The organism is Fibrisoma montanum (genome assembly GCF_003583365.1).
GTDB lineage: Bacteria > Bacteroidota > Bacteroidia > Cytophagales > Spirosomataceae > Fibrisoma > Fibrisoma montanum.
Genome location: NZ_QXED01000014.1, coordinates 1 through 25,960 on the forward strand (window position 1 = coordinate 1; position 25,960 = coordinate 25,960).

Below are 25,960 nucleotides of genomic sequence, written 5' to 3' on the forward strand. Positions count from 1 at the left end.
GACTCCTGGACGATGGAATAGCGGTCCTCGGGGGTGAACGTTCGTCTGGTTTTGCTCATCATTTCTGAAGTTAAAAGGACTTAATTGTTTTTACAATTTTGTCCAACTCTTCAGGGGGCTAAGACATCCTTAAGCTCATAATCAATACACGCCAACAGTGACCTGCGTCAAATATAACAAAAAGATCTAACTGGTACGAACTGGTACGATTTATTATTAACAATGCATCAAAATATCGGTTGTGATGATGTAGTGAAGTACAAGGTAGAACATTTACGGCTCTCATAGCCGGACAATTCAGTCATGACAAAACATCAGAACATTGCTGACTTTGCTCCCTCCCAGGCGGCAACATCACCGCCGGTGTCCGGTACGATTGCCGTTATTCGTTTAGATGATTTATCGGCTGAAAGCGTGGCGGCAACGGCCGTTTACACCCGAAAAGACTTTTACAAAATATCGCTCATTACCGGGCATGCTACCTACCACTACCGGGACCAGTCTTATCGAGTGGAGCCTGGTCAGTGTGCGCTGGTATTTACCAATCAGGAAACACCGTATCGCTGGGAGGTGCACAGCGGTAGCTGTAGTGGCTATGCCTGCTTGTTCACGGCCGATTTTTTACCGATGCATACCCATCTCCGCCCCGCCAACTTGTTGGTGTTTGATGCAGACCGGCAGTCGGTCTATCAGCTGGCCCCTCAGGAGAAAGAGACCTTTACCGCTTTGTTCCTGAAAATGTTGGCGGAGCAGGATTCTGACTACGTCGGTAAACATCAGTTGCTGTTTTTGTACGTGTTGGAGTGCATCCATCAGGCGCTAAAGCTGCAGCCCGAGTCTGACATCCGGAAGCAAACCGCAGCAACCCGGCTAACAGAGTCGTTCAAAACGCTACTGGCCGGGCAGTTCCCGCTGGTTACCCCATTTCAACCCATCCGACTGCGCAGTCCTCAGGCCTTTGCTCAGGAGCTGGCTGTTCATCCTAATTATCTGAATCAAGTCCTGAAGACCGTAACGGGCCGGACCACCACGCAGCTCATTGCTGAACGGCTCATGCAGGAAGCCCGCGCGCTGCTGATGCATTCGAATTGGTCAATCAGCCAGATCAGTAACAGTCTGGGATTTGAGGAGCCAACGCACTTTACGAAAGCTTTTCGCAGTCATACCAGACAGACGCCTTCGTCGTTCCGACAAACCAGTTGAATTAGGTCAGCTTTCCTTTGAATCTCGTCAGAGGGGGCGCTGACACGCCGTATACCTTTGTGGTGTACTTTTAGCTACTATTATTGCTCATGAAAACATGGTTCATTACCGGAGCTTCTTCCGGCCTGGGACGAGCGCTGACAGAGAAACTGCTCCAGCAAGGAAACCAGGTAGCCGCAACCGTTCGTAAAGAAGGTGCGCTCGATGAGTTAAAGCAACAGTATGGCGATCAGTTATGGATAGCTTTGCTGGACGTTACCCATACAGATGCCATTCGACAAACTATCGACCGGGCGGTGGCTGACCTGGGTAGGCTTGACGTCATTGTCAATAGTGCTGGCTATGCCCTGTTCTGTGCCGCTGAAGAAGCAGAAAACGAGCAGATTCAGCAGTTATTTGATACCAATATTACGGGCTCAATCCAAGTCATCAGAGCTGCATTGCCCTATCTTCGTGAACAGGGTGGGGGGCATATTCTCCAATTGTCGTCGGCGGGGGGACAAACTACGTATCCTAACTTTAGCTACTACCACACGACGAAGTGGGCTATCGAAGGCTTTTGCGATACCCTCGCCAAGGAAGTGGCGCCTTTTCACATTGACGTGACTATTGTGGAGCCAGGAGCTCATCACACATCATTTGGGTCAGCCATGGTTACCGCTCCTGTAATGGACGTTTACGAAAACACGCCCGCTGGTGATACGCGCCGGGCTATCGCGGAAGGGACATTTCCAATTACCGGCGACGTTAATAAAACGGTGCAGGCGATGATCGACTGCGTTGGGACTTCGCCAGCACCCAGGCGACTGGCTCTTGGCAAAGATGCTTACGAAGATATGCGGGCCTCACTCATGGCGCGACTGGCCGAACTTGAGGCTCAAAAAGACCTGGCGCTGTCTAGTGTGATCGATACGCAATAGAATAGTTATCAATTTAGCTATGTGTTTACAGAACCGGCGTTACTACGTCCGGTTCTTTTTGTTTGGGAGATGCTACCGTTGAGAAGCTACTATAAAAAAGTAAGTACCAGGGTAGGGCAACTCACCTCCGGGAGAACAACGCGTTTAGTACGTTGAACAGGTAGCCTTCAGACAATGTATCTTTGCGGCATACCCTGCCTACGTGAAAGAGAACAAATCAAAATACAACCTGATCGTTAGCCACGTAACGAACCGAATCGCCAGCGAGGAATACAAGAAAGGGGACTGGATACCGTCCATCAACGAGTTCCGAAGTCTGTACAATCTGTCGCGTGATACGGTTTTTGCGGGTTTACGCGAACTGGTCGCTAAGGGAATTATTGAGTCTAATCATGGAGTGGGCTACTTTGTGACCCGTACCCAAATTGAAGCCGGTCATAACATATTTCTGCTCTTCAATGAACTCAACGAGTTTAAAGAGGTGCTGTTTAAATCGTTTATGGAGTCGGCTGGCACCTCAGTAACCGTTGATATCTATTTCCACAATTACAATCGGAAGGTGTTCGAAACGCTGGTGCGTGACGCCAACCACAAATACACCGACTACGTCATCATGTCGGGAAAATTTCAGGGTATTGCACCGTTGCTGGACTCGCTTGCTGGACGTGTGTTTTTACTGGACCATTTCCATCCTGAGTTAAAAGGAAAGTATTCGGCCGTGTTCCAGGATTTCGAAAAGAACACGTACGAAGCCTTAGTTTCTGGACGGGACCTGCTTCGAAAATACAAGCGGATTTTTATGGTTCAACGGGAAGAGAAAGAGCCCGAAGAACGGTACGATGGACTTAAGGCTTTCTGCAAGGAATACGGGTTCGATCATGATTACATCCCCACAACCGCAGACCGGATGATCAGCCAAGGGGATGTTTACATCGTTGTGAAGGATGAAGATCTGGCAGCCCTTATTAAGCAGGCGATCGCTCAGCGGCTAACCCCCGGAACTGACTTCGGCATCATCTCCTATAACGATACCCCATTGAAAGAGATCTTGGCCGGGGGCATTACCACCCTTTCTACGGATTTCAAATTAATGGGAAAAACCATGGCGCAGCTCCTTGATACGAAAGCCATTTGCACCATCGAAAATCCCTGGCAGCTTAACATTCGTCAATCCCTTTAATGCTGACCCCAGTTTGTTAGCGTTACCAACGGGTTACGGCGCCATTGTCCCTTTAGCAGGTCAGATGTGAGCGTCGGCGACTGTAAGTAAAGTCAATGCCGCTTGCTTGAATTTCATTAGTAAAAAGCATATTGTCTGCTACATGATTGACAACGAAATAACCCGCCTTTCCCGACTGGTTGCCCTTTTAACGCTGCTTCAGACAAAGCGCCTGCTGACCGCCACCGAACTAGCCCAGCGCTTTTCGGTCAGTACGCGGACGATCTACCGCGACATTCGTTCCCTCGAAGAAGCGGGCGTTCCGGTCGTCACCCAGGAGGGCAAAGGCTACATGCTGATGGAGGGGTATCGGCTCCCCCCCGTTATGTTTACCCGGGAGGAAGCCATTGCCCTGCTCACGGCCGAAAAGATGGCCGCTCAACTCACGGACGCCCCCACCGCCCAGCTCACCGGCTCGGCTATGGACAAGCTGCGCTCGGCCCTGCGCCGGAATGACCGCGACCACCTTGAAACCCTCAGCCCACACATTCAGGTGCTGGGACCCGTTAATCAACCGGGTCATTCGAATGCGTATCAGCAGTTGTTAACGGCCATCACCAATCAGCGCGTGGTGCAGCTGACCTACTGGGCACCCGACGCGGAGGCTCCTTCCCAACGTGAGGTAGAGCCGATTGGCCTGTACATGAACTATCGCTGGCACATGGTAGCCTATTGCCGACTCCGGCAGAACTTCCGTGATTTTCGACTCGACCGCATCCAGCACCTAACCGTTAGCCAGGAAAGGTTTACGGCTCGCCCCGAAACCCTTCGGCAGTACCTGACGGCCGAAGCTGAACGGGGAACGAAGCTAAAAGTTGTTATTCGCTGGCAACGGGAGGCTATCCTGCCCGCGCTGGCCCAGCACTGGCAGGATACCAAATATCAGTATGGCTGGGCACATGAGCAGCTCCTACCCGACGGGCAGGTGGAGATGACGTTCATTATCGGCTCGCTGACGTACCTGGCCGCCTGGCTGCTGCCCTACGCCGGTGCGGTAACCGTAGTTGAACCGCCCACGCTGCGGCAGCACCTGTCCGAGCTCTCGGGACGGGCCCAAAACTTTTTTGCGTTCCCTGAATAGGGTATGACATAAGGCTGTCACTGGCCGGAACGACCTTTGTAATGTCAACCGACAAACATCCTTATTCACAAAAACGCAAACGCAAATGCAAAAGCAACTTATTGATCCCTGGAAGTGGGGCGAGCGCACAAACTCAGTACAAGCCGTTGAGGTTAAGCAGGTTGAAGGTACGTTGTATTGCTCGGGCCAGGTAGCCATCGACGCGGACGGGCAAGTCGTTGCCGCCGATATGCGAACCCAACTGCTCCAGACGATCCAGAACCTGGAACAGCTTATCGAAGAAGCGGGCTACGCCTGTAGTGGGATCGTTCGGCTAAACGTGTATACCACCTCGACGGCCGAGTTTTTCAGCACGTGTATGGATGTGTATCCGGGCTGGCTGGCCAAGCATGGCATCAAGCAAGCCACCTCGATGGTTGAAGTGAACGGGTTGTTTGGCGGATTGACCATCGAACTCGAAGCGACGGTTGTCAAGTAAGTCTTCGGCTACACTGGGGCGGCTGCGTAACTGCCCCAGTGTAGCTACTAAATGCCCTCCGTTTTTCGTAGTCCCGAATAGAATAGGCCTCGGGCTTTCAGTAGGGACAGCGACCGCTCGGGCGGGTCGGCTTTATCATAATTACCGGTCAATATCTCGTTCACCTCTCCTCCTTATAGCCATGTTTACTGTATTATCCGCTATCAACTGGTTTAGTGTTGTGGTCGCTTTTGTCGTTTATTTTATGCTGGGTGGCCTGTGGTACACGAAGCTTTTCCCGCAGGCGTATAAGGTGTCGCTGGGCAAAGCGAACCAGACGCTCAACAATCAGTCGCCCCTCTACATTGTCGGCCCCGCCTTGTGTGTACTGGTCATTCTCTTGGCCAGCACGGTGCTGATGTATGCGCTGGACATTCATTCGTACGGTAGTGCGCTGCTGTTTGCCTTATTTATTGGCATGGGTTTTCTGGTGTCGAATACGACCAACATTGCCATTAATCCGAACATTCCCCGTCCTTTTCTCTACAGCGTGATCACGGGTACGTATCACCTGGTAGGCATTACGCTGGCCTGTCTCATTTTGGTCGCCATGCGTTGATGAATTAGTCGGTACCAGGCAGTATTCATAACGGCTGGGTACTAGTTATATAATTCGACTTTCAAGCACGCTTAAGCTATCACTGGATGTGATAGAGCTTTTTGTCGGGATGACAAAAGCTCATTTAGATTTGGAGACTATCCATAACTCACGTTAACGTAAAACTAGGCTCATTCACCTTAAGATCTTACCCGGATGCAACAAGCCATTAATTCGTTTGCGCCAACGAGTCGCCAGCACTGGCGGGCGTGGTTGCAGGAACATCACCAGACCGCCCAGGCCGTTTGGCTGATCTATCCCAAGAAAAAAGCCCCGACGGTAGGCGTAAATTATGCGGAAGCCGTTGAGGAAGCCCTTTGTTTCGGTTGGATTGATAGCCGGGCCCAACCCATCGACGACTATCATTACCGTCAGTTTTTCAGCCCTCGAAAACCCACCAGCGGCTGGTCGAAGGTCAACAAAGCGCGCATCGAGCGGCTGACAAAAGCCGGACTAATGACCCCAACCGGTTTAGTCTGCGTTGAACGAGCGCAGCAAAACGGATCGTGGCTCTTGCTGGATGACATCGAAGCGCTGGTCATCCCGGCCGATCTGGAGGATGCTTTTGGCCAAAAACCAAACGCCAAAGCGTTCTTTTGTGGTCTGAGCCGGTCGGATCAACGCACGTTGTTACTGTGGCTGGTATTAGCCAAGCGGACCCAAACCCGCCAGAACCGCCTGGCCGAACTGGTCGAAGACGCTAATCGACAACAGAAACCAAAAATTTTACAGCGAGTGCGTGGGCAGCGTTCGGATAATCTGTTAAACGACGGGATCAACCAGGAACCTGCCTTGTGACTATCGGATAGCCGAGACTTCGACTGGGGCCAAGCGAAATTGAATGTGATGGCTGACCACGTATATTTATGGGTCTGGTTTTTATTGGAGTTACTTCGTTTGTCCGGTGATTCCTTCAACACATGTTGGCTCTTGTAATAATTGTATCCGGCGGCTATCAGCGTCACAATAAGTACGGCATCATGGACAAATTTGCATTCGGAATGCAAATTTGTCCATGATGCCGGAGCTTTGTGGCATGCTCCAACGCCTGCTCACCCCTAAGCTGCTTCAACTCGCCCAGTACTACCCCGTCATTACCCTAACCGGGCCTCGGCAGTCTGGCAAGTCAACCTTGGTACAGACCGCTTCCCCCGACCTACCATGTGTGCTCCTGGAAGAGCCTGATGTACGAACTCTTGCCCAAACGGACCCGCGTGGGTTTCTGGCCAATTATACCAACGGAGCCATTTTTGATGTGGTTCAGCGAGTGCCAGACCTGTTTGGGTATCCCCTCGTCCAACAGTTACGTCGTCTACGGCGGCCCGCTGCTGCAAACTACCTCGTCCGGTAGTTTTGTGCCTCTATCAGGGTTAGCTCGTTTGTTAGCGGGCGAGTTGAGCTAATAAACAAGTTGCTGTGCAGAACGAATGGATGATTTGATCAGTACACTCTACTGATCAAATCATCCTGACAGTTTCCAATCAATGAAAATGGCTAACCCATGCTCCTGGGTTAGCCATTTTCCTAGTGTGTTGACAAAGTCACCTGATGACTCGTTAGCCGGGATCGCTCATGGCTTCACCAGACGCCCCCCGGAGTTGCCGTTACCCGGCCAGAGCAACACAATGGAGACGGAGGGCTCACCAACCTCCTCTCACAATGGGCTGCTCATCTTCGACGACAACGACGTCATCCGGGCCTATGTGCGCCCGGTGTTTGCCGCCGACTACCCGATTGTCAAAGCCGCCGACCTGCTGGCCACGGGTGAGGCTACTGTCCCGCCGGTGGCTTAAGCGGTTGGGGTTGATAGGCTGTCGTATTTAGGTAAAGTGGTTCAGCATCGGTATGGGGGCGTCGCAGTATAGCCAGGCCGCTGATAACCATCGACCATTCCCTAGTGCGCTAAGGAATGGTCGATTCATGCTAGGCCGATACCGCCGATATAAGGCCGTAAATGAGCAAGGCGTAATGAAGGTTACTGCGCCGACGACGCCGGCTGCCGTTGGTCAATAGCGGCCCCTACGTCCTCTGCCATAGCCATTGCACCCAGTTTCTGGGCTTCGAGCGTTAGGAGTTTTTGGTGAAGCCGTTCGCGTTCGGCAGCAATCAGTTTGTCATTATAGAGCGGATTGGCTGGATTGGCCAGGTTGTTGGTTTCCAGCGGGTCGTGTTCCAGGTCATACATTTCGTATTCGCGGGGGTAACTCTGGGGCGGATCCTGCTCGGGGGGCGCAATATAAAAGTAGTACGCATACTTCCAGCGCTCTTCGCGGATGCAGCGAATGCGGTTGGCCGCTGGCAGTGGGTTGATTGCGTTGCCGTTGCCCGCCCGGAAATCGTCGAACGTAAACAGAATGGCATCCTGCACCGGCTCGCTCATCCGGGGATGCCGGATCACGGGCGAAAGATCACAACCCCGGAAGGTATAGCCCAGCGGATTGCCCAGCTTCAGAAACCCATCGATGGTGGGCATCATATCGACGAGGCTGAAAAACTGGTCGCTCACCGCCGGTTCGGAAAACAGCACCGGGTTGGAAATCACCAGCGGCACGCTCATGGTTTCTTCGTAGGCATTGAATATCTTCTGCCGCATGCCGTGGTGGGTCATGCCCATTTCGCCGTGGTCGGCGGTGCGTACCACCAGGGTCGTATCGGCCAGCGAGCGTCCGGTTTTGGTGTCGTACACCTGATAGAGCACATCGAGCACGGTATTAATCTGGGCGTCGGTGTGTTTAATGAGGTTAGCATAGAAGTTCAAATACTGCCGCTTCATCTCGTCGGTGGGCAACGGCCCCAGCCCCCCCGCCAGATACGGCACCAGCAGTTGCTGCACGGTTGGCTTGAGGCTCAGGTCTTCGTGAACTGTTTCGGGCAACTGAATATCGCCCTCCAGAAATTCAGGACCATAATCGTCCTGCCAGGTTTTGGGGAAGGCCAGCACGTCGTGCGGATTTACCAGCGACAGAAACAGCGCAAATGGTTCGGTGTTGTTGCCCTGCTGCACATTGTAGAGAAAATTGATAGCCTGGTTTATGTAAGCCAGGTCGCGGTTGGCTCGCCCACCCCCAAAGTGTTCCGGGGCCACATCTTCGCCCGCGTCGGGGGGCAGCCAGCCCGCAAAGCCGTACTCCATCATTTCTTTAGGCACCATGTTGTCGAAGCCCCCGTAGGTATCTTTAGAGAGGTGCCACTTGCCAATGTAACTGACCGCATAACCTCCCGCCGTCAGCATCCGCGACATATTCTGGAAGTCGGTGGCCAGGGTTGGCTCCTGGTCCGAGTAGGTCATAGCCTGGGTGAGCGTCAGAATAACCCCGTGCTCGGGCGGGAACGTACCTGTGAAAAGAGTAGCGCGGCTGGGTGAGCACATACAGGTGCTGCAATAGGCGCGGGTGAAGGTGATACCATGCCGGCGCAACCGGGGCATGGCCGTCAGGTTCTGCATTTCCCAACCGGGTGGAAAATGCATCAACCCCCGATCCTGATCGGTGATGATGAAAAGCAGGTTAGGCTTTTCGGGGAGTGTACCCTGGGTCGGTACTGGTTTTTGGGATTGCATAAATGCGTAGGAAGTAAACGTGAACGATGTATTTACCCCGGCAAGTAAGACCTAATAACTAGCATCCGCTAACACTCTCGTTACGTTAATTAACACTAATGTTTCATTAACTCGTTTTTTTTGTGTTAGTGTACAAAATTTGTTTAGAAGCAGTTTTGATTAATGATTTATGGTAGTAAGTAACTTTTTTGGGCCATAGTGCTTCGCTCAAATCGCTACTTAAAAAAATAAAATCAGCCCTTTTTGCGGAGAGTGTAACGAGAGTGTTAAACAATGCAACGAGAGTGTTAGCGCCTGAGCGGGCCGGGATGGTACTTGCGCGTACATTCCCGTCAGTCGCCAATCCTTTGTAAAAGACGGGGCCGTCGTTGTTTCACTTTCTCACAACCGTCTTAGTATATTATGGAACCATTTATCGGTCAGGTCCAACTTTTTGCTTTCGATTTCGCCCCCAAAGGCTGGATGTTGTGTAACGGTCAACTGCTGTCTATTGCCCAGAATTCAGCCCTCTACTCCCTGCTCGGTGTCAAGTATGGGGGGGATGGTATCAACACCTTCGCCCTGCCCGATCTGCGGGGGCGCGTCGCTATTGGGCAAGGACAGGGACCCGGCCTGAATCTGCGCATCATAGGCGATGAATCAGGCACCGAACATGTAACGCTGCTGATTACTCAGATGCCGCAGCACAACCATCTTATGATGGTGTCCGACCAGCCCGCTACCGAAAGCTCGCCCCAAGGCCACCTCCCGGCCGTGGCCGCCATTGCTACCCCCGGCGGTGCAACCGTAAATGCCTATGGCACTTTTATGGATGCCTACTTCAATCCGCAGGCGATTTCCCCGGCGGGTGGCTCGCAGTCCCACGAAAACATGCAGCCTTACCTGACGCTGAATTACTGCATCGCTACGGAGGGGATCTACCCAAGTCACCCCTAAACAATTCCGCTGCTGATCGCGAGCATTCCCCTTCCTGGAAAACAGGAAGGGGAATGTCGTGGCGGTGAGCCATTGCCTAATCCTAATCTATTACCACCTTCGTATGAAAAACTCTTACTTTCCTTCGCTATTTCAAAGCCGGAGCCGCCGTTTTTGGGCCAGCCAGCCCCTCACAACCCGACTCAGCAGTATACTGGCTGGCCTGTTGCTGTTGAGTAGCTACCTGCTGGCTAAACCCGCCCCGTCCACCCACCGCGTAATAAAACCACTGCTGCTGGCTGACGTAACGTACAGCGTGCAAACCAGTCCGTTTGCTTCGCAGACATTTCAGAATTCGCGGGTGTTTTTCGACGCCGACAATGACGGCGACCCGGATTATCTCTTCCAGACCAGCAACAGCCTGAGCGCCATCGGGTTGCGGCTCAACAACGGCGACGGCAGCTTTGCTACCGCCATCAACGCCAACGCATCGGGTACCTTTACGAGCGGCCCGCTCAATGGCATTACCTTTAGCATCGGGATTGTGATTGGCCGGCAGGTGGTGATCGATTATGATAAAGACGGCGACGAGGATCTGTACGAAAGTTTCGATAGCTCAGCCGGGCGCATCCTGCGCAATAACGGCAACGGCTCTTTTACGGAAATCACCAGCCCCTTTGCCTCCCAGACCTCGGGCACCGCACGGGTGTTTTTCGACGCTGACAACGACGGCGACAGGGATATACTTTTCCAGACCGACAACAGCCTGAGCACCATCGGGCTGCGGCTTAACAACGGGAACGGCACCTTTGCTGCAGCCATCAACGCCAATGCATCGGGCCAGTTCACCAGCGGCCCCCTCAACGGCATCACTTTTGGCACTGCTATTGCCAATAATCGCCAGATTGCCCTCGATTTTGACAACGACGGCGACGAAGACCTGTATGAGAGTTTCGATAACTCGGCCGGGCGCATCCTGCGCAATAATGGTAACGGGACGTTTACGGAAACTACCAGCCCTTTTGTCTCCCAGACATCAGGTTCATCGCGGGTATTCTTCGATGTAGACAGCGATGATGACCTGGATGTTCTTTTCCAGACGGGCAATACGGTCAGCACCATCGGGCTGCGGCTCAACAACGGCGACGGCAGCTTTGCTACCGCCATCAACGCCAACGCATCGGGCACCTTTACCAGCGGCCCGCTCAATGGCATCACCTTTGGCGTGGGCATCAACCGGCCCAGCCCTAACAACAGCGGGCTGCATGTAGTGGATTACGACAACGACGGCGACCCTGACCTCTTCGATGCCCTCATCAACAGCACTGGGCGGTTTTTGCGGCAGGAAAATCCCTGTGGTTCTTCTGTCTACACCGTCACCAACACCAACGATACTGGCCCTGGTAGTTTGCGCCAGGCCATGCTCGACGTAGCGGCTACCACCTGCCCCGGCCCGTTTACTATTAGCTTCAACATTGCCGGATCAGGGGTGCAGACCATTACGCCCCAATCCGTGCTACCCATCCTGACCAAACCCGTGTTTATCGACGGGCTGACCCAACCCGGCGCTACCACCGCCGTAGGTGGCCTGCGCATCGAACTCAACGGCACTACTGCCGGCGCAACGGAGGAGCAGACGGGTCTGCATCTGGGTACGGGGTCTGACGGCAGCACCATCCGGGGCTTGGTGATTAACCGCTTTGGGGAGTATGGCATATTTGCCGATGGCAGTTCTAACCACACCATCCAGACCAACTATATCGGCACCGACCCTACCGGCATGACCCGGCAGGGCAACGGTATCAACGGCATCCGCATCAGGGGCAACAATGTGCTGATTGGTGGCACTACCCCCGGCGCGGGGAATGTGGTGTCGGGGAATCTTAGCGATAATATCAATCTGGTGGGCAATGACCATAGGGTGCAGGGCAATCTGGTGGGCACCAATGCCACCGGAACGGCCTCACTGGGCACCAACGTAAGTGGCCTGCGCATCGAACAAGTGATGAACCTCCTGATTGGGGGCAGCACACCAGCCGCCCGCAACCTGATTTCGGGCAACTTCCGGCCCGGTATACTTATTCTCTCTGGCCCCAACTCGGCCACTGTGCTGGGCAACTACATCGGCACCGACATTACCGGCACCAGTTCGCTGTCGAACCTGGTGGGGATTTATATTAGCGGTAACCTCACCAGCACCAACAGCAACACCATCGTGATTGGCGGGACGGGACCGGGCGAAGCCAACCGGATTGCCTTTAACCAGCAGGAAGGGGTTATTCTCGACGATTCTCGAAGGACACTGACGGGGGTTCGGATACGGGGCAACCAGATTTTTGGTAACGGCGCCCTGGGCATCGACCTGGGCAACGATGGCGTTACGGCCAACGACGCCACCGATGCCGACGGGGGGGTTAACCTGAGCCAGAACTTCCCCGTTCTTGGCCCGTTGCTGCCGGGGGCTACCTCGGTGGGCGGCTCCCTGACCAGCACGCAATCGTCTTCGTTCACCATTGATGTGTATGCCAACGCGGTCTGTGGAGCTTCGGGCTTTGGGCAGGGACAGACGTACCTCGGTTCGGCTACCGTCAGCACCAATGGGAGCGGACTGGCCACCTTCAGCGTAACGGTACCGCCCCTGACCAATGGGCAGTTCATTACGGCCACGGCCACTGATGTGGGCGGCAATACTTCGGAGTTCTCAGCCTGCCAGTTGGTGAGTGACCCCACGCCCACCATCGTAGGCTTTGCGGCCAATCCGAACCCTGTTTGTGCGGGCAGCCCTCTGAGCTTTACCGTTACGGTAAGCAACGTAGTGACACCCTACAGCTTCACGCTGTCCAACGGTACGAGTAGCACGATCGGTACTGCCAACAGCACGGCTTTCAGCCAGAATCTGACGGCCAGCGGCAATGGCCCCCAGACCTTCACCCTCACCGTGAATGATGGCGGCCCGTCAGCCACGGCTACCACCAGTGTGACAGTGAACGCGGTGACGGTGAGCAATCCAACCGTCAGCACGGCTATCGTCAGCACCGCTTTCAGCCAGAGCTTTACCGCATCGGGCGGAGTGGGGCCGTATAATTACAGTCTGGCCAGTGGTAGTCTGCCTAACGGGTTGACATTGAATACAACTGGGGTCCTCAGCGGCACCTCCACGGTGGACGGCAGCTTTCTCATCACGGTGCGGGCCACCGATGCCAACGGTTGCGTGGGCGTGGGGCCAACTTACACCCTGACGGTGAATGCCCCGGTAGTGCAATGCCCCACGGGTGACGTGACACTAACCAACCAGGCCCAGGTCGATGCCTTCCCCCCGGGTTGTTTCGTCGTGCCCGGCACCTTAACCATTTCAGGGGCCGACATCACAGACCTGAGTCCGTTGGCATCCCTCACCAGCGTGGGAGCCACTCTGCTTATTCAAGCTAACCCTTTGCTGACGAGTGTGAGTGGACTGAGCGCACTCCGACAAGTGGGGGGGAATCTCGGAATTTACGCAAACAATGCTCTGCCCACCCTGAGCGGTCTCGAGTCACTCACCAGCGTGGGGGTTAGTCTGGGTATTGACGATAACCCCTTGCTGACGAATGTGAGCAGCCTGAGCGGTCTCCGACAGGTGAGGGGTGATCTCTTCATTATTTCAAACGATGCCCTGTCCACCCTGAGCGGCCTCGAGTCCCTCACCAGCGTGGGGAACAATCTGAATATTTCTGCTAACCCCTTGCTGACGAGTGTGAGCAGCCTGAGCGGTCTCCAACAGGTGGGGCGTAATCTCACAATCTTCGGCAACGATGCCCTGTCCACCCTGAGCAGCCTCGAGTCCCTCACCAGCGTGGGGAGCAATTTGAATATCTCTGGTAACCCCTTGCTGACGAGTCTGAGTGGGCTGAGTGAGCTCCGACAGGTGAGGAGTACTCTCACAATTTCGTCAAACACTGCCCTGTCCACCCTGAGCGGACTCGGGTCACTCACCAGCGTGGAAGGTCTGACCATTCAAAATAACCCCCAACTGAGCCTCTGCGCTACCGAGCCCATCTGTCGGTTGCTGGCCACCTTACCAGCGGATAGAAAAAGTATCAGCGGCAATGCGCCGGGCTGCGCTACGCTGGCCGAGGTCGAGGCCAACTGCGCCGGGCCCACCATCACCGGCTTTGCGGCCAGCCCCAACCCCGTTTGTGTGGGCAGCCCGGTGAGCTTTACCGCTACGGTAAGCAACGTAGTGACGCCCTACAGCTTCACACTGACCAACGGCAGCAGTCCGCTGTCGGGCACGGCTAACACGACTGCCTTCAGCCAGAGCCTGACGGCCAGCGGCTCGGGCATACAAACCTTCACCCTGACAGTGAGTGCCAGCGGTCGGAGTACCACGGCCACCACCACCGTCACGGTCACGGCGGCTCCTTCGGCCACCATTGCCTATGCGGGTTCGCCTTTCCTCACCAGCAGTGGCCCCGTCAACGTGAGCCAAACGGGTACGGCGGGTGGCACCTACAGCAGCAGACCGACGGGGTTGAGTTTGAACACTGGGACCGGCCAGATTGTACCGGCCAACAGTAGTCCGGGTAGTTATACGGTAACCTATACCCTTGCTGCGGGCGGAGGCTGCGCGGCCTTCAGTACCACGACTAGTGTGGGCATTCAGGCTCCTCAGATCGGTGCAAGCATCACCAGTACCAAGACCGTCTCGGGGTCGTTTAGTCCAGGTAGTACGGTGACCTATACCATCACGCTGACGAACACCGCTGCAGCAGGAGGTACCCAGGCTAATAATCCCGGCAATGAGTTTACCGATGTGTTACCCAGTAGCCTAAGTTTAGTGGCCGCATCCGCTTCCAGCGGGACGGCGATGGCCAACCCAGGCACTCGAACCGTGACCTGGAATGGGAGTATTACGGGGGGGAGCTCGGTAACCATCACCATCACGGCCGTGATCAACTCCGCCACCAGTGGGCAACAGATCAGCAATCAGGGCACGATCAATTACGATAACGATGGCAATGGTACCAACGAAACTTCCGGCCTAACCGATGATCCGGGCACCGGTGCGGCTAATGACCCAACGTCCTTCACGGTCAGCTGCCCTACCTTGATTGTAAATAATCCGGCCACCGCCACCGCCACGGTGGGGCAGCCTTTCAGCCAGCCCTTCACGGCCAGTGGCGGCAGTGGTCCCTACAGCTACAGTGTGGTCAGCAGTAACTTACCGACTAGCCTGAGTGTGTCGACTGTGGGCGTGCTGAGTGGCACGCCCACAGTAGCGGGCAGCTACTCGGTGTTGGTGCAGGCCAGCGACGCTAACGGTTGTGTAGGCACAGCCAGCATGGCCTATAGCCTCACAGTAAATCCGGGGGCAGCTCCTACGTTAGCTGGGTTGAGTGCCACGCCAAATCCGGTCTGCTTAGGTAGTGTGGCAACCTTTACTGCTACAGTGGGCAACGCAACAGAGACGTATAGCTATACCCTTACTAATGGAGCGGGTACCTTTATTACCGCCACGAGTAGCAGCCCTGTTTTCAGCCAGAGCCTGACGGCCAGTGGCTCCGGGGTGCAACCCTTTACGCTAACCGTTACCAGCGGAGGGCAGTCGACCACCGCCATTACCAGCCTGACGGTGAATGGAGCCGCCCCCACCCGGCTGTACGTGAAGGCCAATGCGAGTGGAGCCAACACGGGCCTGAGCTGGCAGGATGCCTTTACGGACTTGCAGTCGGCCCTGAACTACAGTTGCCGACAGAACCTCACCGAGATCTGGATTGCCAGGGGCATCTATAAACCCACCAATACCACGGCGCGTGGCATCAGTTTCCAGATGTTGCCCGACGTAGCCATCTACGGCGGCTTCAACGGAGACGAAATGGACTTGACGCAACGCCCCCCCATCACCCCGGATAGCCCTTCTTCGACAACTCTCTCGGGTGAGATTGGCGACCCCACCAGCACCGCCGACAACTCCAACGCCATTATTGATAACCGGATTCGCCTGACCAGCACCGCCATTCTCGATGGGGCTGTTATCACCGGCCCTAGTTCCAATAGTGAAACCGGAGCCATTCGCAACACGAGTAACCCCAGCTTCGGTTCGGGTGATGTATGCAGTCCTACCATTCGCAACTGTCTGTTTATCAACAACGGCCCGGTGTCAAGTGGCGGGGTATATAACGTGGCTTCTGGGAGTACGTCTGTTGCCAGTCCTACGCTGATCAACTGCGTATTTAGAAATAACCGGAGTAGGGGTACCATAGATAATTTAGTCATTAGTGGGGGAACAGCCAGTCCGCTGCTCATCAATTGTTTGTTTGCTGACGAATCCCAGGGAAGTGCCGTTTATAATTTAATTTCCAATGGGGGGCAAATTAGACCGCAGCTGGTCAACTGCTCGTTTCTGAATAATTCAGCCGGTGTCGTGGATGGCCGGATCCTTTCTGGTGCAGGAACCATTGCCACGATCCTGACCAACTGTGTGCTGTTCAACAACAATGGCGCGAATCCTTTTCCCAACCAGACAGCTGCCAACACCTCCGTCACGGTTCAGAATAGCCTGCTGGAAGCCTCGGTAACAGGCTACATCGATGGGGGTAACAACCTGACCACGGTAGCTTCACCCTTTGTGTCGGCTACAGACTTGCGGCTCCTGCCCTGTTCGCCCGCCATCGACGCGGGCCTCAACTCGGCCACCGGCCTGATGGGCATCACTACCGATGTGGCGGGCAACCCCCGCCGGTTCAACAACGCCGGAGCGCCGGCCGGAATCGTGGACATGGGCGCCTATGAATTTCAGGGTACTACCTTACTCACCGTCACCAACCCCACCGTTACCACCGCCACCCAGGGAGTTGCCTTCAGCCAGCCCTTTACTGCGTCGGGCGGCAGCGGTTCTTTCAGCTTCTCCTTGGCGGGCGGCACCCTGCCCACCGGACTGACGCTGACAGCAGGCGGGGTGCTGAGTGGTACCCCCACGGTGGAGGGTAACTTTCCCCTCACTGTGCGGGCCACGGATGTCCTTGGTTGCGTGGGCGTGGGGCCAACCTACAACCTGACGGTTACAGCACCACTGGGGGGCCAGCCCAGCATCACCGGCTTTGCCGCTGTGGACAACAGTGTCTGCGTGGGCAGTCCGGTGAGCTTCACGGCCAGCATCGGCAACGTAACGGGCTTCTACAGCTTCACCCTGACCGATGGGGTAACGACCCTGGCCAACTCGACCAGCATGAGTGCCTTCAGCCGCAGCCTGACGCCCACCCAGACGGGCCCGCTGACGGTGACGCTGATCGCAGGTGACAACGGCTTCACCAGCACGGCTACCACCACGATCACCGTCAACGCCCTGCCCAACGCGGGGCTGGTCAACAACGGGCCCCTGACCTGTAGCCAGACCTCGGTCACGCTGACGGCCAGTGGGGGCACGAGTTACAGCTTCAGCGGGGGCGCTCTTCAGCTTGGCAGCAGCAACCGAACTACGGTAAGCGCAGCGGGCAGCTACTCGGTGAGTGTCACCGATGCCAACGGCTGCGTGAGCAGTGCCAGCACGACGGTGACTAGCACCACGGCGGTGGTGAGTGTGGCCAACCCCACCACCACCGCCGTAGCGGTCAACACTCCCTTCAGCCAGAGCTTTGTGGCCAGTGGCGGAGTGGGGCCGTATAGTTACAGTCTGGCCAGCGGCAGTCTGCCCACTGGGCTGAGCCTAAGCACGGCGGGTGTCTTGAGTGGTACGCCCAGCCAGGGTGGCAGCTTCACCATCACCGTTCGGGCCAGGGACGCCAACGGCTGCGTGGGCACCAGCCCCGCCTACGTACTGACGGTGAGCAATGCCACGCCGACTATCACCGGCCTGGCCGCCATACCCAGCACCGTCTGCGCAGGCAGTCCGGTGACCTTCACCGCTACCATCGGTAACGTCACCGGCTCCTACGCTTACACGCTTACCAGCGGCTCCAACAGCCTCACCGGTGTCAGCAGCAACCCCGCCTTCAGCCAGAGCCTGACAGCCAGCGGCTCGGGCGAACAAACCCCCACGCTGACCGTCGAGAGCGGAAGCCAGCAGACCATGGCCGTCACCAACCTGACGGTCAATCCTCTGCCCATGGCCAGCATCCTGCCCCCGGCCAGCACCACGCTGAGCTGCACCAGCCCCAGTGTGAGCCTGACGGCCACCGGCGGAGCGACCTACCGCTGGGAGGACAACTCCACCAACGCCGTGCGCACCATCAGCGCAGCCGGTACCTACTCGGTGACCGTCACCGCGGCCAGTGGCTGCTCGGCCACTGCCAGCACCGACGTGCTGAGCACCACGGCCACGGTGGCCCTCACCAACCCTGCGGTCAGCACCGCGACGGTGGGGGTAGCCTTCAGCCAGGCCTTTGTGGCCAGTGGCGGCAGTGCCCCCTACAGCTACTCGCTGGCTAGTGGCAGTCTGCCTCCCAGTCTGAGTCTATCCAGTGCAGGCGTACTGAGTGGCACGCCCACCGAGGCCGGTAGCTACTCGGTGCTGGTCAGTGCCCGGGATCAGAACGGCTGCGTGGGCACCAGCCCCCCCTACACGCTGACGATCCAGCCCGCAGATCTGCTGGTCAGCCTGACGGCTAGTCCTCAGCAGCTGCTGACCAACCAGAGCGCCACCCTGACAGCCACCGTCACCGGCGGCACGGCCCCCTACGGCTTTACCTTCAGCGGACCGGGCACTATCACCCCCAGCGGCAATTCGGCCACCGTGGCCGCCCTGCCCGCCGGGGTGCAGACCTTCACCGTCACGGTGACGGATGCCACCCAGCCCACGGCCCTGACCCGTTCGGCGACCGTCAGTCTCACCGTCAGTCCGGCCAACACCGCCCCGACAACCACCGGCCTGGCCGACCAGACGGCGACCGTCGGGACGGCCTTCAGCCTGGTGGTAGCCACGGCCTTCTCTGATGCCGAAACGCCAGACGACCTCAACCTGGTGGCCACGGGTCTGCCCGATGGCCTGACTCTGGCGGGGGGACGCATCAGCGGTACGCCCTCGATGAGTGGCGTGTCCAGGGTCACCATCACCGCTACCGATCCCGCCAGTCTCTCGGTCAGCACCGGCTTTACGCTCACCGTTGGTCCGGCGGATGAACAACCCGCCGGCCCCTTCGCCATCACGGCCGTCACCACCATCAGTTGTACTCCGCTGGTGCCCAATCGGTTCGCCATCAGCTTCACACCCCGCTACAGCGGCCTGACGGGGCAGCCCGTCAGCTTCTCGGTGGCCAATGAGCTGCTGCCCACCACCCAGCCCGGGCCCTACACCCTGCAGCTCTACACCGATAATCCGGTGATTACCCTGCGGGCCACCCAAACGGGCACACCCGCCGAGGCCGACTTCCGCTACAACTGGCTGGAAGCCTGCCGTACCATGGCCGGCAGCAACACCCCGCCCCGGCTGGTCAACGCCCTGAGCAGCCAGACGGCGACGGTCGGGCAGGCTTTCACCTATGTCATACCGGATGGTACGTTCACCGATGAGCAGACCCCGCTCACGCTGACGCTGTCGGCCCGCGGGGTGCCCGCCGGGCTGAGCTTTGCCGGCGCCACGCTCAGCGGGGTGGCCTCGACCACAGCCGGTTCGCCCCTGTCGGTAACGATTACGGCTACCGACCCTGGGGGGCTGTCGGCCAGCACCATCCTGACGCTGGTCATCAAAGCGGCTACCGGCACGCCCCCCCCCACGCAGCCCTTCGCCCTGACGGGGGTCACCACGCTGCGTTGTACGCCGGTCGCCGACCGCATCAACGTGGTCTTTGTGCCCCAGTACGCGGGCCTCAACGGGGAGGCCGTTGCCTTCGAGGTCCTCAATGAACTCGTGGCGACGACTGACCCGGCTCCTTACTCGCTGACCTTGTACCGGGACAACCCCCGCCTGAGGTTGCGGGCCACCCAGACGGGCAGCGCCGAGCCGAGTACGTTTGAGTACGACTGGCTGGCGGCCTGCTCTCAACTGGGCCAGACCAACACCCCGCCCCGGGTGGTAAGTCCGCTGGTCAGTCAGACGCTGGTTGCGGGCAGTGCCGTGAGCCTGGCGCTGGGGAACACCTTCGCCGATCAGGAGACGCCAGCCAGCCTGACGCTGACGGCCGAAGGGCTGCCGGTGGGGGTACAACTGACGGGCACGAGCCTGACGGGCACCGTCTCCCAGACAGGCGTGTCGGAAGTGCGGGTCACGGCCACCGACCCGGGGGGACTGAGCGTGAGCAGCAGCTTCCGTCTGACGGTCACGGCCCCGGGCTCAGCGACGGTGGGTGAGCCGGCTGGCTTCACCATCAGCAGCGTGCAGACACTGGGGTGCCAGGCGGTCAGCGCGGGCCAGCGCCGGGTGAGCTTCAGTCCCCAGTACGGTGGTCTGGACGGCTCGCCGGTGAGTTTCTCGGTGGCCAATGAGTTGCTGCCGACCACGGCCCCGGGGCCCTACAGCCTGACGCTGTACACGGACAACCCGGTCCTGACGCTCATCGCCCGGCAGGGGAATACGGTGGTGAGCTACCGGTATGAGTGGCTGTCGGCCTGTGGGTCGGGCAGTCGTCGGGCGGCCGAAGAGGTCCCGACGGCCCTGCGGGTGACGGTGCTGGGCAACCCGACGGCGGGTGAGTGGGTAGACGTGGAACTAGCGGGCGTGGGCTCGGAACCGGTACGTCTGGTGGTGAGCGATGAGCGGGGCCATGTGCTCAGCGAGCAGGGGCTGTCGGCCGGTCAGGGCGATGGGCGGCACCGGGTGAAGCTGGGTTCGAGCGGGGGCGTGTACCTGCTGCGGGTGAGTACGCCCAGCCGCCAGCAGGTCGTCAAGCTGCTCAAACACTAATGTGAAATGGGGCAGGCCGTATGCGCTGAATGCGGTTTGCCAGGCAGTCAGGTTAACAAGTAAACGAGCCGCAGGGGGATCCCTCTGCGGCTCGTTTACTTTCCAGTAGTATGGCTTTTACGCCTGGGTGCTCTGATCAGGCTTAGCTTGTTCGAGGCTACAAGCTGCTGAGGCTTACCCAAACCGAGCAGGTCCTTTACGATTTTGCGTTCCTTACGTATTGGTGTAACCTCCGCCTATTTTAAGCCATTTGCGGTGTATTAAGCTTAGGTAGCTAAGTGTCAGCCGATTTTGATGAGGCCCTTGGCTCTTTACATCGTCGTAGAACCAGTCGGTTACGACTGCACCGCTTTGGCAAGCGTCGGCTCAACGCCCTCGGTCAGCAGACTGCCGAGCTGTTCGGTTACCCGGTCAACAAAGTCGGGCAGCACACTCAGGTCAATGCCCCAGAGCTCGTTGTCGGCACAAACGGATACGACCAACTGACGAACCGTTGCGGTATCCGTTGGAGTTACCGACTGCCACCGGTCGTAGAAGTATTTCGCCTTTTCGTCGCGGATGGGGTAGGTGATAACGCCACCGCCGGTCGCGATCTCCCCGACGTAGCGACCGCCCTCCTCCCGAACCCCTTTCATGAACAGCAGGTAGGCCGCGAAGCCCAGCGCCATGAAAGGTGGAGCCGCTTTGAACTGCTCGTAGTACCGTTGCAGCGTCGCTACGTTGCGGGCCTGCATTTTGGCCGACTGCTGAAGCGAGATGTTCAGCAGCAGGTGGTCGAGGTGCGGGTTCCGGAAGCGGTCGAGCACATCATTGGCAAACTGTCTGATGGCCGCTTTGTCCATACCCGGTGTTTCGTAGGCCGGAACCGTCGGCACGATCTCCTCCAGCATGAGCCGCTCAACGAACCGGCTCATGATTGGGTGCTGCATCTCGTCGGCTACGGTTTCCAGACCGAGCAGGTAGCCCATCGGGGTTGCAAAGGTGTGCGTGCCGTTCAGGACCCGCAGTTTACGCTCGCGGTAGAACAGGATATCTTCATCGATAATGATGGCCGGCGAAGCCGGATCAACAAATGTAAGCGTCTGCTTCACCCGGTCGTCGCCCTCGATGGCCCAGAGGTGATACGGTTCGGTCAGGGTCAGCAGCTCGTCTTCGTAGCCGAGTTCCTGCTGCAGCTTCTGCTGCGCTTCGGCATCGGCCGGGCGGGTCACGATCCGGTCGACGAGCGAGTTGCAGAACCGGACGTGGAACTTCAGCCACTTGGTAAACAGCTTACCCAACTCGTTGAACTGCGCCAGCTTTTCGACGGCCCCGCGTAGTTTCAGGCCGTTGTCGGTGACCAGTTCGGTGGGAATCACAACCAGTCCTTTACCTTTGGCCCCGCCGACGCTCCGAAAACGCTCGTAGAGAAACGCCGTCAGCTTGCCGGGGAACGACTGGGGTGGGTTCTGGAAAATGCTTTCCTCCACGTAGTCGAGGCCAACCTCGGTCGTATTGGAAATAATAATCTGGAGGTTTGGATTGCGGGCAATGGTCAGAATCTGCTGCCACTGCGTCTGGGCCGCCAGGACGCGGCTAACGACCGATACGACCGTAGTTTCCGCTACGTCCTGCCCCTGCTGAATCCCCCGCACAACAACCGTGTAGAGGTTATCCTGTCTGGCAAACTCATCCGTTTGCGAGTCCGTCGATTTAACCACGACAATCGAGCCATTGAACCGGCCTTCGGCGTTGGCTTTCTGTACCAGGTAGTCTGGAAGTCCACGGAGCAGAACCCCGGTGCCGAATTGCAGGATTTTTTCCGGGTATTCGGGGGCCGGGTGGATAGTGCGGTTCAGTTGCGCCATAGTCGGAGAGGAAGCTGTCTGCGAAGGTTGATCGGCAGGTGTCATTGTCGTGTTAAAAAAGCCGTTTCCGGACGTAAACTATAATTCAGCAAGTATACGAACAACGTCCCGAACTGTGTGTTCTATCGTGTCAAAATTCCGATTTGCGAGTACATCTTTTGGAAAAAGATGCGAACCCATGCCCACGGCCACCACGCCGGCCCCGAACCACCGCGAGAGATTGTCCCGGGTTGGCTCGACGCCCCCCGTTACCATAGCGCTTACCCACGGGAGCGGCCCCCGCAGCGCCTTGACAAAACCGGGGCCCAGCACCTCGCCGGGGAATAGTTTTACGATCTCAACGCCAAACTCGTAGGCGGTGGTCACTTCGGTCAGCGTTGCGCAGCCCGGCATATAGGCTACCTTCCGCCGATTGCAGATGCGGGCCACTTCCTCACTGAACGACGGTCCAACGATAAAGTCGGCACCCATCTGGAGGTATAACGCGGCCGTTGGTGCATCCACGATCGTGCCAGCGCCCAGCGCCAGATCCGGAAACTCCCGGGTACACAGCCGGCGCAGCTCGGCAAATGACTCGTGGGCGAAACTCCCCCGGTTCGTGAACTCAAACGCCCGGACGCCCCCCCGGTAGCAGGCCGCCACCACCCCGGCCGCGGTTTCGGCATCGGCATGGTAGAACACCGGCACCAGCGGCACCTGACGGATGGTTTGGTATACAGTTAATCGATCCATTTTTTGGTTCGTGGTTTGTGGGGTGGGGTTTGTCGTTCGTGGTTTGTAGTTCGTAGTTGTGGCTCAGGCCAGCTAACAACAAACTACAAACCACGAACCACAAACCCCACACTCATTTTCACCTTTTCAATTTTCCCGAGCTATCCCCCCGGGCAAGGGTTTCAACTTCGTCTACGGTGGCCAGGCTGGCGTCGCCGGGAATGGTGTGTTTCAGCGCCGACGCAGCGGCTCCGAAATCGACCGCCCGCTGCAGGTCATCAAAGGCCAGCAGGCCATAAATCAAGCCGGCCATGTAGGCGTCGCCCGTGCCGATCCGGTCCACAATAGGCTGAATGTCGTGGGTAGGCGACTGGTACGTGTGCTCCCCGTCGAACAGCCAGGCGGAAAGCCGGTTGTGCGACGCACTCAACTGCTCCCGGCTGGTATCCGTTACGTAGCGGACCTGCGGAAACTGCCGTTGCAGCGCCCGTGCCGAGGCTTCAATATCAGTTTCGGTAATGCCGTACAGGTGATTGAACAGGCCGGGGTTGCCAAGTACCAGCGTACAGCCTTCCGTCAGGGCAGGTAGTACGTCCTGCGGCCGACGGCCATACTGCCATAGATTACTGCGGTACACCGGGTCGCCCGACACCGGAACCTTCAGCCGGTTGGCCGTCTGGATGGCATTCAGCAGGCAGTCGGCAGCGCCCTGCGACAGCGCCGGGGTTATGCCGGTCCAGTGGAACCAGTCGGCGCCGGCCAGTACGGTTTCCCACTCGACGGCATCCGGCTGAATCTGGGTGAAAACGGACCCGGTCCGGTCATACACGATCTGACTGGCGCGGCTGCCGGCTCCCGTTTCCAGGAAATAAAGTCCCAGGCGTCCGGGGGCGTATTGGATGTATTGGGTATCAACGCCGTATCGGCGCAGGTAGCTGGTGGCGGTGCGGCCAAGCGGATGATCCGGAAAGCAGGTGACGTGCGCCGTGTGGCAGCCGAACTGCGCGAGCGATACGGCTACGTTGGCTTCGGTGCCGCCAAAGTGCATCTCAAGCGTATCGGTCTGAGCAAACCGCCCAACACCCGGCGGACTGAGTCGGAGCATAACTTCTCCGAACGTAATAATTTTCTTCAATGAGTAAAGATGTTACGGTTTCGCACTAACGGTCAGTTCGCCTACCAGCTCTTCTACCCGCACCGGTTCCAGCCGCGGCAAAACCAGATGAATGATGATCAACGCGATCAGGTAGGCGCAACTGGAAATGATAAACATGGGCAGATAGCCAAAACTGGTAATGATCCGTCCGGCCAGCAGAGCCAACAAAATGCCGCCCACTGCCCCGAACATACCGCCAATACCGGTTACGGAGGCCACTACGTTCTTCGGGAACAGATCGGAGGCAAAGGTATACATGTTCGCCGACCAGCCCTGGTGCGCGGCCGTAGCCAGGGCAATCAGGGCAATAGCAACGGTCAGACTGCTGGTCTGGGCGGCAAAGAAAATCGGCACGACGCACAGGGCGCAGATGAGCATGGTCGTTTTGCGGGCGCGGTTGGCCGTCCAGCCCCGTTCCATAAACCGGGTGCTGAGCCAGCCGAAGAATACGCTGCCCGCATCGGAAACTACGTAAATAATCAGGAACGGAATGCCAAAACTCTTGAGGTCGAGCTTCTGATCGAGGGCGTCGTTGGAATTGAAAAAATCGGGGAGCCACGACATATAGAACCACCAGATGGGGTCGGCCATGAACTTGCCCACGGCGAAGGCCCACGTCTGTTTATAGCCCAGCAAACGGCCCCACGATACTTTCAGCGCCGGTTCGTTCTCCTGGTCGCTGCGGATGTAGGCCAGTTCTTCGGCCGAAACCTGTTTGTTCCGTTCGGGTTTGCTGTAGGTAAACCACCAGAGTGCCAGCAGGCCAAAGCCAAGGATGCCCGTGACAAAGAACGAACTTCGCCAGCCAAAATGCAGGATCAGGTATGGTACGGCAATGGCCGTGAGGATGATCCCGACGTTCGCGCCGGCGTTGAACAGGCCGTTGGCAAAGGAGCGTTCGCGCCGGGGAAACCACTCCGAAACGGTTTTGATCGATGAAGGGAAGTTAGCGGCTTCGCCGAGTCCCAGCAGGGTGCGGGCCCACCGCAGGCCGCTCATGTTTTGCACAAACGTAGTCAGCACGGCCGCGATACTCCAGATGATAATACCCAGCGAAAAGCCGCGTCGGGTACCGATCCGGTCAATCAGCCAGCCGACAATCAGGAATCCGATCGCGTAGGCAAATTTGAACGCAGCATCCACGTCGCCGTACAGTACTTTAAACCGATCGGTGGCTTCTTTGGAAAGCGTCTGGTTGGGGGCCAGATCAAGCATCTCTTTGCGAAACAACTCGTCGGTCATCGTGAACGACAGCACCTGCCGGTCCACGTAGTTAATGGTCGTGGCGAGGAATAGCAGCGCAACAATTCGCCAGCGAAAGCGGCCGGAAGTAGTTGAGTTCTGCAAAACTATTTGCGATTTTTTATTAGAAAGGACGCGTTACGTGCCTTTTTACTCAAAAAATCGTGATTACGTTG

At 57.3% G+C, this 25,960-nt stretch carries 16 protein-coding genes; 11 read left to right on the top strand and 5 right to left on the bottom strand.

The window, feature by feature from the left end:
• Positions 1-303 precede the first annotated feature (303 nt).
• The 9 genes from DYU11_RS29855 (at position 304) to DYU11_RS33395 (ending at position 7,331) form a co-directional block, all read left to right on the top strand.
• Positions 304-1,203 (top strand): helix-turn-helix domain-containing protein, encoded by a 900-nt coding sequence (locus tag DYU11_RS29855; RefSeq protein WP_119671414.1) that lies wholly within the window; start codon positions 304-306, stop codon positions 1,201-1,203.
• Between the two features lie 89 nt (positions 1,204-1,292).
• Positions 1,293-2,123: an SDR family oxidoreductase gene (locus DYU11_RS29860; protein ID WP_119671415.1), complete on the top strand. Its 831-nt coding sequence runs from the start codon at positions 1,293-1,295 to the stop codon at positions 2,121-2,123.
• Positions 2,124-2,325: 202 nt separating this feature from the next.
• Complete coding sequence (locus tag DYU11_RS29865) at positions 2,326-3,303, top strand: GntR family transcriptional regulator (RefSeq protein ID WP_119671416.1); 978 nt, start codon at positions 2,326-2,328, stop codon at positions 3,301-3,303.
• Between the two features lie 142 nt (positions 3,304-3,445).
• Positions 3,446-4,423 (top strand): helix-turn-helix transcriptional regulator, encoded by a 978-nt coding sequence (locus tag DYU11_RS29870; RefSeq protein WP_119671417.1) that lies wholly within the window; start codon positions 3,446-3,448, stop codon positions 4,421-4,423.
• Positions 4,424-4,508: 85 nt separating this feature from the next.
• Positions 4,509-4,901 carry a RidA family protein gene (locus tag DYU11_RS29875; RefSeq protein ID WP_119671418.1) on the top strand — a complete coding sequence of 131 codons (393 nt, stop codon included), beginning with the start codon at positions 4,509-4,511 and terminating at the stop codon, positions 4,899-4,901.
• 181 nt (positions 4,902-5,082) lie between these two features.
• The gene (locus DYU11_RS29880; RefSeq protein ID WP_119671419.1) at positions 5,083-5,499 is read left to right on the top strand and encodes a DUF1761 domain-containing protein; all 417 of its coding nucleotides are present in this window, start codon (positions 5,083-5,085) and stop codon (positions 5,497-5,499) included.
• A gap of 195 nt (positions 5,500-5,694) precedes the next feature.
• On the top strand, positions 5,695-6,336 hold the full coding sequence (locus tag DYU11_RS29885) for a YdeI/OmpD-associated family protein (RefSeq protein ID WP_119671420.1): 642 nt from the start codon (positions 5,695-5,697) through the stop codon (positions 6,334-6,336).
• A gap of 238 nt (positions 6,337-6,574) precedes the next feature.
• Entirely contained in the window at positions 6,575-6,889 is a 315-nt protein-coding gene (locus DYU11_RS34040) for an AAA family ATPase (protein ID WP_374756013.1), read from the top strand.
• 274 nt (positions 6,890-7,163) lie between these two features.
• The gene (locus DYU11_RS33395) at positions 7,164-7,331 is read left to right on the top strand and encodes a hypothetical protein (protein WP_158600395.1); all 168 of its coding nucleotides are present in this window, start codon (positions 7,164-7,166) and stop codon (positions 7,329-7,331) included.
• 182 nt (positions 7,332-7,513) lie between these two features.
• On the opposite strand, the gene DYU11_RS29895 is transcribed toward DYU11_RS33395, so the two are convergent.
• A complete protein-coding gene (locus tag DYU11_RS29895; protein ID WP_119671422.1) occupies positions 7,514-9,097 on the bottom strand; it encodes a sulfatase family protein in 1,584 nt (527 codons plus the stop codon).
• A 402-nt stretch (positions 9,098-9,499) separates the two neighbouring features.
• Between DYU11_RS29895 and DYU11_RS29900 the strand changes: the two genes are divergently transcribed.
• Complete coding sequence (locus DYU11_RS29900) at positions 9,500-10,033, top strand: phage tail protein (RefSeq protein ID WP_199736830.1); 534 nt, start codon at positions 9,500-9,502, stop codon at positions 10,031-10,033.
• Between the two features lie 103 nt (positions 10,034-10,136).
• The gene (locus tag DYU11_RS29905; RefSeq protein WP_119671424.1) at positions 10,137-20,828 is read left to right on the top strand and encodes a putative Ig domain-containing protein; all 10,692 of its coding nucleotides are present in this window, start codon (positions 10,137-10,139) and stop codon (positions 20,826-20,828) included.
• 335 nt (positions 20,829-21,163) lie between these two features.
• On the opposite strand, the gene DYU11_RS29910 is transcribed toward DYU11_RS29905, so the two are convergent.
• The 4 genes from DYU11_RS29910 to DYU11_RS29925 all read right to left on the bottom strand — a co-directional run bounded on the left by DYU11_RS29910 (position 21,164) and on the right by DYU11_RS29925 (position 25,889).
• A complete protein-coding gene (locus DYU11_RS29910) occupies positions 21,164-22,720 on the bottom strand; it encodes a tagaturonate reductase (protein WP_119671425.1) in 1,557 nt (518 codons plus the stop codon).
• A gap of 33 nt (positions 22,721-22,753) precedes the next feature.
• Entirely contained in the window at positions 22,754-23,407 is a 654-nt protein-coding gene (locus DYU11_RS29915; RefSeq protein WP_119671426.1) for a bifunctional 4-hydroxy-2-oxoglutarate aldolase/2-dehydro-3-deoxy-phosphogluconate aldolase, read from the bottom strand.
• A gap of 118 nt (positions 23,408-23,525) precedes the next feature.
• Entirely contained in the window at positions 23,526-24,521 is a 996-nt protein-coding gene (locus tag DYU11_RS29920; protein ID WP_119671427.1) for a sugar kinase, read from the bottom strand.
• Between the two features lie 12 nt (positions 24,522-24,533).
• Positions 24,534-25,889, bottom strand: a complete 1,356-nt coding sequence (locus DYU11_RS29925; RefSeq protein WP_119671428.1) for an MFS transporter — start codon at positions 25,887-25,889, stop codon at positions 24,534-24,536.
• Positions 25,890-25,960: the final 71 nt, after the last annotated feature.